The sequence below is a fragment of the Guyparkeria sp. genome (genome assembly GCF_046540515.1).
Taxonomy (GTDB): domain Bacteria; phylum Pseudomonadota; class Gammaproteobacteria; order Halothiobacillales; family Halothiobacillaceae; genus Guyparkeria.
Genome location: NZ_JBKHFB010000057.1, coordinates 1 through 11569 on the forward strand (window position 1 = coordinate 1; position 11569 = coordinate 11569).

The window sequence follows — 11569 nt, forward strand, 5'->3', positions numbered from 1 at the left end:
CTACGAGCGGGCGGACGCTCGATCCCTGCCGCATCCCGACCGATCGTTCGATCTGGTCACCTCGATCACGGTGCTCGATTTCGTCGACGAGGATGCCAGGGCGCTGGCCGAGATGGTTCGCGTCGCGCGTCGTCGCGTTGTGGTCCTGGTGCTCAATCGATGCAGCCTGCTCTGGTGGCAGAAGGGGATGCACGGTGGCAGCGGTGGCTATGCCGGGGCGCGCTGGTATCGTCCGGGCGAGGCCCGGCGGCTGTTCGACGGGTTGCCGGTAAGCAACGTCCGGCGGCAATCGGGGATCATCCTGCCGGGCGGCGGGTGGCATGCCCGTTGGCTGGAGCGGCACTGGCCCGCTCGATTGCCGCTCGGCGGCGTCATCCTGCTGTCGGCCGACGTGGAACACGGGTAGGTCGCGCGGCAATCGTCGCGAGGGCGCGCGGCTGTCAGTCGTCCGGATCGATGGCGCGGGACAGGCGTTGCAGTGCGCGGGCAAGCTCGTCGCCTTCGTGGACCGAGGCCAGCACGTTCAGCGCCTGGCTGCCGCTGCGGGACGGGGCGCGCTCGACCGTCCGCCGGTCTCGTCGTGGCGCGACATTGCCCGCGGTCACCCGGACCCGGATCGAGCCGGGGCGTGGCGCCCCGGGATGCGCCTCGAGCGCGCGGTGCAGGCGGGCGAGCAAGTCGGGGGCCTCGAAACGCATCCGGCTCGCCATCGCGGCGCTGCCCACGCCCAGCGTCAGGGTGTGCTCGTCGACGTTGAGCACCTGTACCGCCTGACCGGATCGCCCGGAAACCAGTCCATCGACGATCGCCTGGTAGGCGCGGATCAGGGCCACCCGGTCGAGTATGCCGGCCAGTGCGGGATTGTTCAGGCGGTAGCGTTCCAGGTTCATCGCGCGGCCTTTGTGACGGGATTGTGACGGGCATGGGCAGTCGTCCGTCGCCTATCATTATCCACGCATCTGCCGTAAGATTCAGCGCATTTGCCAAGGAATCGTCCGGTACCGGCGGGTCGCCCCGGGGCGCCGATCTATTGCGCCGGGGCTCCTGCCGACCGGCCGCCGTTCGACCGGCGGCCGGCTTCTTTCGAGCCGGGCGGTTTCTCACTTTTCGCGCGCCGGTTCGGCGCGGTTTGTCGAAACACGGGATAGGACATGATTGCATCGTTTGCAGCCAAGGTTTTCGGAACGCGCAATGACCGTCAGGTCAAGAAGCTCAGGAAACGCGTCACGGAGATCAACGCCCTCGAGGAGGCGACGCAGGCCCTGTCCGACGAGGAACTCAAGGGACGCACCGAGGAGTTCCATCAGCGCTGGTCCGACGGCGAAAGCCTCGATTCCCTGCTGCCCGAGGCGTTCGCCGTCTGCCGAGAGATGAGTCGGCGCGTGATGGGAATGCGTCACTTCGACGTGCAGCTGGTCGGCGGCATGGTCCTGCACGAGGGCAAGGTCGCCGAGATGAAGACCGGCGAGGGCAAGACGCTGGTCGCGACCCTGGCCGTCTACCTCAACGCGATCACCAAGAAGGGCGTGCACGTCGTCACCGTCAACGACTATCTCGCCAAGCGTGACGCCGAATGGATGGGCCGGGTCTACACCGCCCTGGGACTGACCGTGGGCACGGTGGTGCCGGGGATGGACGCACGGGCCAAGCGCGATGCCTACCACTGCGATGTCACCTACGCGACCAACAACGAACTGGGATTCGACTACCTGCGCGACAACATGGCGTTCTCCGCCGAGCAGATCATGCAGCGCGAGCCGGTCTTCGCCATCGTCGACGAGGTCGATTCCATCCTGATCGACGAGGCGCGCACGCCGTTGATCATCTCCGGGCCGGCCGCGGATTCCTCGGCGACCTATCACGCCATCAACGGCATGATCCCCGAACTCAAGCGCCAGGCGCGCGAGGAACCCAAGGACGACGAGCCGCCGCTGACCGACGAGGAGCGCGGCGACTTCACCGTCGACGAGAAGAACAAGCAGGTCTTCCTCACCGAGCAGGGTTTCGACAAGGCCGAGCAGCTGCTGGTTCAGGCCGGGCTGCTCGAGGAAGGCGAGTCGCTGTACGACTCGCACAACATCATGCTGCTCTCGCACCTGACCGCGGCGCTGCGGGCACACGCCATCTACCGGCGCAACGTCGACTACATCGTCAAGGGCGACGACGTGATCATCGTCGACGAGTTCACCGGCCGTACCCTGGCCGGGCGACGCTGGTCCGAAGGGTTGCACCAGGCCATCGAGGCCAAGGAAGGCGTGACGATCAAGCCCGAGAACCAGACGCTCGCCTCGATCACCTTCCAGAACTATTTCCGCCTCTACCCGAAGCTCGCCGGGATGACCGGCACGGCCGAGACCGAGGCGCGCGAGCTGGGCGAGATCTACGGGCTGGACGTGGTGCAGATCCCGACCAACCGCCCGATCCAGCGGATCGACCATGGCGACCTCGTCTTCCTGACCGCCGAGGAGAAATTCGAGGCGATCACCAAGGACGTGCAGGCTGCGCGCGACCGCGGCCAGCCCACCCTGGTGGGCACCGCCTCGATCGAGGCCTCCGAGCTGGTCTCCGAGGCCCTGACGAAGGCCGGCATTCCGCACAACGTGCTCAACGCCAAGAACCACATGAGCGAGGCGGAGATCATCGCCGAGGCCGGTCGGCCGGGGGCGGTGACCATCGCCACCAACATGGCCGGTCGGGGCACGGACATCGTGCTGGGCGGCAATCTCGAGCAGGAGCTTCATGAGCTCGGTCCCGACGCCCCCGAGGAAGAGCAGGATCGCGTCCGCAAGGAATGGGAGAAGCGCCACCGGGAGGTGCTCGAATCCGGCGGCCTGCACGTGGTCGGTACCGAGCGTCACGAGTCACGTCGTATCGACAACCAGTTGCGCGGCCGGGCCGGTCGCCAGGGCGACCCGGGCTCGACCCGCTTCTTCCTCTCGCTCGAGGACAACCTCATGCGGGTGTTCGCCTCCGAGCGCGTCTCCGGACTGATGAAGAAGCTCGGCATGAAGCCCGGCGAGGCGATCGAGCATCCCTGGGTCTCGCGCGCGATCGAGAACGCCCAGCGCAAGGTCGAGGGCCACAACTTCGACATGCGCAAGCACCTGCTCGACTACGACAACGTCGCCAACGAGCAGCGCAAGGTCATCTACGAGCAGCGTCGCGCGGTCATGGCGACCACCGACACCAGCCCGATCATCGAGTCGATGCGTCGTGAGGTGCTGGCCGAGCGCTTCCGTCGCTACGTGCCCTTCGGCGCACTCGAGGAAATGTGGGACATCGAGGGCCTGACCGCTCACCTCAAGGACGACTTCGGCCTTGACCTGCCGATCCAGACGTGGCTCGACGAGGACGACGATCTCCACGACGAGACGCTGCTCGAGAAGATCATCGATACCGCCCAGCGTCGCTACGCGGCCAAGGAGAAGCTGGTCGGCGAGGACAACATGCGCCAGTTCGAGAAGGGCGTGCTTCTGCAGGTGCTCGATGCCCAGTGGAAGGAGCACCTCGCGGCCATGGACTACCTGCGCCAGAGCATCGGTCTGCGTGGTTACGCGCAGAAGAACCCGACGCAGGAGTACAAGCGCGAGGCGTTCGAGATGTTCGGCAAGATGCTCGACGACATGAACTTCGAGATCGTGCGCACGCTCACCCGCCTGCAGGTCGCTGCACCCGAGGGCATGGAGCAGGAGGACATCAACTCCATGCTCGACGAGCTGGTCGACAACCCGCGCGTCGACCCGAGCCAGCTGCGCACCCGTCACGAATCGGTCTCGACCTTCGCCGAGCCCGATGAGCCGGCGGCACCCGCCCGTCCGGCAGCGCCGGGTCAAGACGGTGTCGAGGCCCCCACCCGCCCGGTGCGGCGCGAGAACCCCAAGATCGGTCGCAACGATCCGTGTCATTGCGGTTCGGGCAAGAAGTACAAGCACTGCTGCGGCAAGCTCTGAGGGCGGTTTTTTGCCCGCCTGGAAATATCTGATCAGGAGACAGGGAATGAAACGTCTGATTGTTGCCGCCGTGGCCGTGCTGGCCGGGTTGCTCGCCGCCGCGCCGTTCGTTACCGGCCACGTCATGGAGAACACGCTGGCCGAGGTCGAGCGTTTCCCGGGAACGCGTGATGCGTTGGAGTTGGCGGTGACCGACTACCAGCGCGGCTACCTCGAGTCCCATGCCGAGTCCGAGCTGTGGCTGCGCCTGCCGGAACAGGAACCGGTGCGGGTGAAGTTGAATCATCGCATCGACCAGCTTCCCGGCCCCGACGGACGATACGCGACCGTCCACACCACCTGGGAGCCGAAAGACCCCGAGCTGCGCGCGGAGCTGGCCGAGGTGTTCGGCGAGGACGCCGAGTTCACCCTCGCCACGGCGCTGTACCCGACCGGGTCCAGCCATTCGACTGGCCGCATCCCGGCGGTCGAGCTCGACGGGGTCGACTTCTCGGGGGCGGATCTGCGTCTCGACACGAAGGCCGACGGGCGCTTCGACTATGGCGTTGAGGGAGACCGGCTGGCCGTCGATGACGAGGCCGAAGGCGTCGATTCCGGCTCGGCGATGGTCGCCGAGGGTCTGCGTCTGGTCGCCTCCGGGCAGGTCGCCGAGGACGGATTCGTCTGGGACAGCGAGGGTCGCTTCGAGCTCGATCGTCTCGAGATCGCCGAGTCGAGTGAACTCGGCTTTGTCGAGGATTTCGTGCTCCGGTTCGATTCGGCGCGCGACGAGGATCAATGGGGCTTCGCGGTCGATTACGCGGTCGGTGAGGCGATGGTCGAGGACGAGACCTTCCGTGACGCGCAGATGCGGGTTGCCGTCGAGCGACTGGATGTCGCGGCAATGCGTGCCCTGGTCGAGCGGATGGAAACATTGCAGGAGCTTGCCGCGCAGGGGGCGGCGATCGACGAGGCGTTCACCGAGGCCATGATGGCCGAATTGCCCGCCCTGATGAGTCACGGGCCGCGAATCGCCATCGAGCCGCTGCGCGCGACTACCGCTGAGGGCGACACGGCGATCGCGCTGGCCGCCGAACTGCCGGCCGGCATGATGGACGGCGAACCCAATCCGATGATGTGGATGGCGCTGCTCAGTGCGTTGGTGGTCGAGGGCAGCCTCGAGATGCCGCTCGCCCTGCTGGAGAAGTCCGCGGCGGCCCGCGGGCAGGGGGCTGCGGTGGTCGAGGAGCAACTGGCCCCGCTGGTCGCCCAGGGGTGGCTCAGCGTCGAGGACGGCGTGGTCTCCACCACCGTCGATTTCCGCCAAGGTAACCTCGATCTCAACGGCACCTCGGCCAACCAGTTGTTGAACATGGCCTTCGGCGGTTGAGCCGCACGGTGATTCAGGAGAGCAAGGCATGAGCGTTGGATTGACCGCGCCGGCTGCCGGCGATCTGCAACCGATCCCCGGTATCCGCATCGGTATCGCCCAGGCCGGCGTGCGCAAGGCCAACCGCGACGATCTCGCCGTGATGCTGCTGCCCGAGGGCGCGACCATGGCCGGGGTATTCACCCAGAACCGCTACTGCGCGGCGCCGGTGGTGATGTGCCGTGAGCGCCGCGACAGCGATGTCGCCCCGCGTGCGCTGGTGATCAATACCGGCAATGCCAACGCCGGCACGGGGCGCGACGGCATGGCGCGCGCCGAGTCGGTCTGCCACACGCTGGCCCACCGCCTGGGATGCGACGACCGGGCCGTCTGGCCGTTCTCCACCGGGGTGATCATGGAGACGCTGCCCGCCGAGAAGATCATCGCGGCGCTGCCCCAGGCAGTGGCCGAGGCGGTCGAGGACAACTGGCTGCGCGCCGCCTCGGCGATCATGACCACCGACACCATCCCCAAGGGGCGGTCGCTGACCCGCCTGATCGGCGGGGCGTCGGTGACCATCACCGGCATCGCCAAGGGCTCGGGGATGATCCACCCCAACATGGCGACCATGCTCGGCTACATGGGCATGGATGCCCGGGTGCCCAAGCCCGTGCTCCAGGCGATGCTCGACGAGGTCACCGAGGAAAGCTTCAACCGGGTCACCGTCGACGGCGACACGTCGACCAACGATGCCTTCATGCTGATCGCCAACGGTCGGCCGGGCAGCCTCGAGGTGTCGAGCACCGACGACCCGAACTACGCGCCGCTGCGCGATGCCGTCGCCGAGGTGGCGGTCTTCCTCGCCCAGGCCCTGGCCCGTGACGGCGAGGGGGCGACCAAGTTCGTCACCATCGAGGTCAGCGGCGGCCGCGACCGCGCCGAGTGCCGGCTGGTGGGCAAGGCGATCGCGCACAGCCCGCTGGTCAAGACCGCGCTGTTCGCCTCCGACCCCAATCTCGGACGCATCCTCGCGGCTGTCGGCTACGCCGGCATCGACGACCTGGACGTGGGCAACGTCAGCCTGTGGCTGGGCGACGTGCGGGTGGTGGTCGACGGCGGGCGCGATCCCGAGTACGTCGAGGCCCAGGCCGCCGCGGTGATGGCCGAGCCCGAGATCACCATGCACATCGATCTGGGCCGCGGCACGGCGGCCGACCAGGTCTGGACCTGCGATTTTTCCTACGACTACGTCAAGATCAACGCCGAGTACCGCTCCTGATCGCGATGGAACGGCCGCGCACCGACATCGTTCTGGGGATGCTGCGCGAGCCGGACGGGCGCGTCTGGACCGAGATCCGGCCCGACGGCAGGCATCTGGCCGGCATGCGGGCCTTTCCGGGCGGCAAGCGCCGGGACGACGAGACCCTGCGGGAAGCCCTGGGGCGCGAACTGGCCGAGGAGATCGGTGTCCGCGTGCGCCGCGCCCGCCGTCTGATCACGCTTGACTGGGACTACCCCGATCGCCGCCTGCGGCTGGTGGGATTCGAGGTGACGTCCTGGGATGGCCCGCCTCGCTCGATGGAAGGGCAGGTGCTCGCCGCCGAGCCGCTCGACCGGGACACGCGCGGTGACTGGCTGGCGGCGATGCCGCCGGCCAACCGCGGCCTGGTCAACGCCCTGGTGCTGCCGCGGTGCCTGGCGATCACGCCGCCGGTCGGCGCCGAGGGCCCCATCGCCTGGCAGGCGCAGGTCGAATCGGGCCTGCGCCGGCTGCCTGGCCCCATGCTGGTCAACCTGCGCCCCGGGGCCGGTGAAGGGGAGGTGCCGTGGCCCGCACTCGCCCGGGCGGTGCTAGCGGCCGGGCACTGGCCGGTGATCAACCCGCCCGGCGACCGCCCTTGTCCCGGAGGGCTGGACCCACGTGTCGGTCTGCACCTCAACCATGCCAGGCTGACGGACGTTTCCGACGCACAGGTAGGGGAATGGCAGGCTCGAGGTCACCTGGTGAGCGCCGCGGTCCATGATCGGGCCAGCCTCGATCGGGCCGTCGACCTGGCCGTCGATCTGGTGACCCTTTCGCCGATTCGTTCGACCTCGACCCATCCGGACGCGACCGGAATCGGGTGGTCGGCATTTGCGACGCTGGCGGAGACGGCCTCCATGCCCGTCTACGCGCTGGGTGGCGTCGGTCCCCGTGACCTGTGGCGCGTCTGGCGCCGGGGGGGATTCGGCGTGGCCTCGATTTCGGCATTCTGGTGAGCGCGATCCGCGCGAAGGGGAGAGACCAATGAGCATGAAACAGGCGAAATGGCTGGTGGCGACGCTGCTGATCCTCGGCGTGCTGACCTACCTCTGGGGCCGAGCCCCGGACAAGCTGGTCATCGACACGCCGGGCGGCGGCGATCTGACCGAGGTATCCCCCCCGGCCGACTGCTCGATCAAGGGGGAGGGTTGCCGGCTCGAGATCGAGGGCGTGGGACGTTTTCATGTCCGGATACCCGAGGTGATCGTGCCGTTGGAGAAATTCACCTTCGAAGTCCGCCCGGAAGGAGACGTCGCGGGTGACGTGGGCGAGGTGCGCGTGGACTTCGACATGCGCGAGATGGACATGGGCGAGAACGCCTATCGCCTGGAGCGATTCGCAGACGACAGCTATCGCGAAGACATCATTCTCCCCGTGTGCACCAGCGACGTGACCGAATGGATCGCACGCCTGAGCATCCGCACCACCGAAGGCGGTTATCTGGTCGAGTTGCCATTCGACGTCGACCGGTCGCGACCGGCGGAGAAAGACTGAGTCAGTCGGCGCTCGAGAGTCGACGTAACAATACGTAGAGCGCGCCGGTGCCGCCGTCGTGGGGTGGTGCCGAACAGAAGGCGACCACGTCGTCGCGCTGCGGCAGCCAGCGATTGAGCAGCGTCTTCAGTACCGGCTGGCCGTCGGCGGAGCGATAGCCCTTGCCGTGGACGATGCGCACGCAGCGGCGCACCTCGCCGCGTTCGCTGCGGATGAAGGCGCCCACTTCCTGGCGTGCCTGCTCGACGGTCAGCCCGTGCAGGTCGAGCGAGGCGGATACGCTGTAGCCACCGCGCTTGAGCTTTCGCAGAATGGTCTTCTGCACGCCGGGGCGGACGTACTGCACCTGCTCGCCGTGTTCGGGCGCCTCGGCGAGATCGCTGAGGTTGACGGTGTCCACCAGCTCGTCGAAATGCGCCTCGCGCCGCGGGCGGGCGCTGACGCGCGGTCGCTCGGGCTCGACCCGCTCGTCCTCGACCGGGTCGACCGGGCCGACGGCGTCGAGAAACAGGGCGCGATCCTCGGGATCGATGCGTGACTCGTCGTTCATGCCGGCATCATAGCCTCCCTGTCCGTGGGGCTGCACCCACGCGACGCACGCGTGCCTGCTGAATTGGTGCCCGGCAGGCGGTATCCTTGTCGCTATCCCACTTATCAGCGTTCAGAAAACGAGCAATCGATGCACATCCTGTTGAGCAACGACGACGGTTACCTCTCCCCCGGCCTGAATGTGCTGGCCGAACGACTGGCGACATTCGCCACCGTTACCATCGTCGCCCCGGATCGCGATCGCAGCGGGGCGTCCAACAGTCTCACGCTCTCCCGGCCACTGAGGCCACGCCAGCTCGAGGAGCGGCTGTGGGTGATCGACGGCACGCCGTCGGACTGCGTGCATCTCGGCATCAAGGGGTTGCTGCCCGAAATGCCCGACCTGGTGGTCTCCGGCATCAACCACGGCGCGAATCTCGGTGACGACGTGCTCTATTCCGGCACCGTGGCGGCGGCCAGCGAGGGGCGGGCACTGGGGTTGCCGTCGATCGCGGCCTCCTGCCAGTCGTTCGCCCCGGAATACCTGGAGTCCGCCGCCCACTGGGTCGAATGGCTGATCCGCCGTCTCGGCAACCACCCCTTGCCCGCCTACACGTTGCTCAACGTCAACGTGCCGGACGCGCCGCTCGAGCAGATCCACGGCGTTCGTGCCACGCGGCTGGGTCGGCGCCACCCGTCCGGGCAGCTGGTCAGGGACATCGATCCGCGCGGGCGCGAGATCGTCTGGATCGGGGCGGCCGGCGAGGCCGAGGATGCCGGCGAGGGCACGGACTTCCATGCCCTGTCGGCCGGCTGGGTGTCCGTCACGCCGATCCACTTCGACATGACCCGTCACGAGGCGATGCCGGCGCTCGAGCAATGGCTGGTCTGAGGGCGGTCCTGTGATCCGTCGGAACTACCAGTGGGCGCGCCGGACCATGCTCGAGCGCCTGGTCTCGCAGGGGATTCGCGCCCAGCCGGTGCTGGATGCCATGGCGGCCGTGCCACGCGAGGCATTCGTCGACGAGGTGCAGGGCGTGCGGGCCTACGAGGACTGCTCGCTGCCCATCGGTCAGGGTCAGACCCTGTCGCAACCCTATATCGTCGCGCGGATGACCGAGCTGGTCATGGCAGGCGAGCCCCGCCTGACGCGCGTGCTGGAAGTGGGGACCGGCTCGGGCTACCAGGCGGCGGTGCTGGCCCAGTTGTGCCAGTCGGTGTTCACCGTCGAGCGTATCGCTGCGTTCCTCGACCAAGCCAAGGCCAGACATCGCGCGCTGGGCCTGCTCAATATCCGCTACATGCACCGGGACGGCTTCAAGGGTTGGCCCTCGCAGGCACCGTTCGAGGGCATCGTGGTGACCGCCGCGCCGGATGCCGTGCCGCCCGAGCTCAAGGAGCAACTTGCGATCGGCGGGCGGCTGGTCATCCCGGTTGGGGCCCAGGGCGGTGGGCAGAAACTGACCGTGATCACGCGACTGGCCGACAGCGAGTACCAGACGCGCTGGTACGATCTGGTGTCGTTCGTCCCCCTGCTGCCGGGGTCGCTTGCGTGACATCGGCCCATGAATCAGTCGACACGAGGTGCCCATGAGGCTGTTCGGCCCGCTGTATGACCGTGTGCTGGCCTGGTCGGCCCATCGCCGGGGTCCTGCCCTGCTCGGGGTGCTGAGCTTCGCCGAGTCCTCGTTCTTCCCGATTCCCCCCGACGTCATGCTCATGCCGATGGCGCTGGCCCGCCCACGCTGCTGGTGGGGGTTCGCGCTGATAGCGACGCTCGGCAGTGTGCTGGGCGGAGTGTTCGGATACCTGGTCGGCTTCTGGGCAATCGAGGCCATCGAGCCCTGGCTGGCCGAATCGCACTACGCGGAGGGATTCGACCGGGCACGTCAGTGGTTTGCCGAGTGGGGCTTCTGGGCGGTGCTGGTCGCCGGGTTCTCGCCCATCCCCTACAAGGTGTTCACCATTGCGGCCGGGGCACTGACGATGAACCCGCTCGGCTTCGTGCTCGCCTCGTTGGTCGGTCGCGGGTCGCGATTCTTCCTCGTGTCGGGGCTGGTCGCCTGGGCCGGCCCACGGGTTGCACCCATACTGCGGCGGTACATCGAATGGCTGGGCTGGCTGTTCGTGGCGCTGCTGCTGGTTGCCATCGGTGTCTGGCAGTTGATGTAGCGCATGCGTATCGCCCGGCTCGTCCTCGTTCCCTCCTACCTACGCCGACTGGCGGTGGTGGGCGTCCTGTCGGGGCTGGTTCTGCTGCAGGGCTGCGCCACCCCCACGGACTTCAGCAGCTGGGAGCGAGGCGAACCGGTCTACTACGTCAAGGGCGGGGATACCCTCTATTCCATCGCGGTGGCCAACGACCTCGACTGGCAGCGGCTGGCGCGCTGGAACGGCATCTCCAACCCGCGCCAACTCAAGATCGGTCAGCGCCTGCGTCTGACTCCGCCGGCTGGCGCCGTCACTGGTGGGCACAAGGCGAGCGCCCCGTCGGCGGCGAAAACGCCGGTCAAGACGGCCTCCGGTGCCGACAAACGGCGTCGTGACACGCCGGCCGCCTCCTCATCGGTGAGCTGGAAGTGGCCGCTCGAGGGGCGGGTACTGCATCGCTTCGCCGAGGGCGCACCTGCGCAGAAGGGCGTGATTCTGGCGTCCGATATCGATACGCCGGTGCGTGCGGCGGCGGGCGGGCGCGTGGTCTATTCGGGCGACGGCCTGCCCGGCTACGGCAACCTTGTGATCGTCAAGCACAACGCCGAATGGCTTTCGGCCTACGCCTACAACAAGAGCCTGAACGTCTCCGAGGGTGATCAGGTGCGTTCCGGCCAGACCATCGCCCGTGTCGGGCCGCGGGATCATCGAAAGCCCGAGCAGGGCGGCCATCTCCTGTTCCAGATTCGACGGCAGGGCAAACCGGTCGATCCCGAGCGCTATCTGCCCTGAGCG

12 protein-coding genes are annotated in these 11569 nt (G+C 67.7%); 10 read left to right on the forward strand and 2 right to left on the reverse strand.

The window, feature by feature from the left end:
* A partial coding sequence (locus ACLFRM_RS07335; protein WP_410755085.1) for a methyltransferase domain-containing protein occupies positions 1–406 on the forward strand: 406 nt, incomplete at its 5' end.
* A 34-nt stretch (positions 407–440) separates the two neighbouring features.
* Here the strand turns inward: ACLFRM_RS07335 and ACLFRM_RS07340 are convergent.
* Positions 441–890: a DciA family protein gene (locus ACLFRM_RS07340; RefSeq protein ID WP_410755086.1), complete on the reverse strand. Its 450-nt coding sequence runs from the start codon at positions 888–890 to the stop codon at positions 441–443.
* A 261-nt stretch (positions 891–1151) separates the two neighbouring features.
* On the opposite strand from ACLFRM_RS07340, the gene secA reads away from it, so the two are divergent.
* The 5 genes from secA to ACLFRM_RS07365 are packed head-to-tail and all read left to right on the forward strand — an operon-like array spanning position 1152 to position 8095.
* Positions 1152–3950 (forward strand): preprotein translocase subunit SecA, encoded by a 2799-nt coding sequence (gene secA, locus ACLFRM_RS07345; protein WP_410755087.1) that lies wholly within the window; start codon positions 1152–1154, stop codon positions 3948–3950.
* A 46-nt stretch (positions 3951–3996) separates the two neighbouring features.
* On the forward strand, positions 3997–5319 hold the full coding sequence (locus tag ACLFRM_RS07350; RefSeq protein ID WP_410755088.1) for a DUF945 family protein: 1323 nt from the start codon (positions 3997–3999) through the stop codon (positions 5317–5319).
* A 28-nt stretch (positions 5320–5347) separates the two neighbouring features.
* Positions 5348–6577 (forward strand): bifunctional glutamate N-acetyltransferase/amino-acid acetyltransferase ArgJ, encoded by a 1230-nt coding sequence (gene argJ / locus ACLFRM_RS07355; protein WP_410755089.1) that lies wholly within the window; start codon positions 5348–5350, stop codon positions 6575–6577.
* 5 nt (positions 6578–6582) lie between these two features.
* Positions 6583–7557 carry a thiamine phosphate synthase gene (locus ACLFRM_RS07360; protein WP_410755090.1) on the forward strand — a complete coding sequence of 325 codons (975 nt, stop codon included), beginning with the start codon at positions 6583–6585 and terminating at the stop codon, positions 7555–7557.
* 34 nt (positions 7558–7591) lie between these two features.
* Positions 7592–8095, forward strand: a complete 504-nt coding sequence (locus ACLFRM_RS07365) for a hypothetical protein (RefSeq protein WP_410755091.1) — start codon at positions 7592–7594, stop codon at positions 8093–8095.
* A gap of 1 nt (position 8096) precedes the next feature.
* Here ACLFRM_RS07365 and ACLFRM_RS07370 read toward each other — a convergent pair whose 3' ends face one another.
* Positions 8097–8645: a Smr/MutS family protein gene (locus ACLFRM_RS07370; RefSeq protein WP_410755092.1), complete on the reverse strand. Its 549-nt coding sequence runs from the start codon at positions 8643–8645 to the stop codon at positions 8097–8099.
* Positions 8646–8774: 129 nt separating this feature from the next.
* Between ACLFRM_RS07370 and surE the strand changes: the two genes are divergently transcribed.
* Genes surE through ACLFRM_RS07390 form a run of 4 tightly spaced genes read left to right on the forward strand, consistent with a single transcriptional unit; the run spans position 8775 to position 11566 of the window.
* Positions 8775–9515 carry a 5'/3'-nucleotidase SurE gene (gene surE, locus ACLFRM_RS07375; protein WP_410755093.1) on the forward strand — a complete coding sequence of 247 codons (741 nt, stop codon included), beginning with the start codon at positions 8775–8777 and terminating at the stop codon, positions 9513–9515.
* A gap of 10 nt (positions 9516–9525) precedes the next feature.
* A complete protein-coding gene (locus ACLFRM_RS07380) occupies positions 9526–10179 on the forward strand; it encodes a protein-L-isoaspartate(D-aspartate) O-methyltransferase (RefSeq protein ID WP_410755094.1) in 654 nt (217 codons plus the stop codon).
* A gap of 34 nt (positions 10180–10213) precedes the next feature.
* Positions 10214–10795, forward strand: coding sequence for a YqaA family protein (locus tag ACLFRM_RS07385; protein WP_410755095.1), 582 nt, complete (start codon positions 10214–10216; stop codon positions 10793–10795).
* A gap of 3 nt (positions 10796–10798) precedes the next feature.
* Positions 10799–11566, forward strand: a complete 768-nt coding sequence (locus ACLFRM_RS07390) for a peptidoglycan DD-metalloendopeptidase family protein (protein ID WP_410755096.1) — start codon at positions 10799–10801, stop codon at positions 11564–11566.
* Positions 11567–11569: the final 3 nt, after the last annotated feature.

Coding starts and splice junctions, on each gene's coding strand:
- ACLFRM_RS07340 (WP_410755086.1), bottom strand. CDS start 890: ATGAACCTGGAACGCTACCGCCTGAACAATCCCGCACTGGCCGGCATA.
- secA (WP_410755087.1), top strand. CDS start 1,152: ATGATTGCATCGTTTGCAGCCAAGGTTTTCGGAACGCGCAATGACCGT.
- ACLFRM_RS07350 (WP_410755088.1), top strand. CDS start 3,997: ATGAAACGTCTGATTGTTGCCGCCGTGGCCGTGCTGGCCGGGTTGCTC.
- argJ (WP_410755089.1), top strand. CDS start 5,348: ATGAGCGTTGGATTGACCGCGCCGGCTGCCGGCGATCTGCAACCGATC.
- ACLFRM_RS07360 (WP_410755090.1), top strand. CDS start 6,583: ATGGAACGGCCGCGCACCGACATCGTTCTGGGGATGCTGCGCGAGCCG.
- ACLFRM_RS07365 (WP_410755091.1), top strand. CDS start 7,592: ATGAAACAGGCGAAATGGCTGGTGGCGACGCTGCTGATCCTCGGCGTG.
- ACLFRM_RS07370 (WP_410755092.1), bottom strand. CDS start 8,645: ATGAACGACGAGTCACGCATCGATCCCGAGGATCGCGCCCTGTTTCTC.
- surE (WP_410755093.1), top strand. CDS start 8,775: ATGCACATCCTGTTGAGCAACGACGACGGTTACCTCTCCCCCGGCCTG.
- ACLFRM_RS07385 (WP_410755095.1), top strand. CDS start 10,214: ATGAGGCTGTTCGGCCCGCTGTATGACCGTGTGCTGGCCTGGTCGGCC.
- ACLFRM_RS07390 (WP_410755096.1), top strand. CDS start 10,799: ATGCGTATCGCCCGGCTCGTCCTCGTTCCCTCCTACCTACGCCGACTG.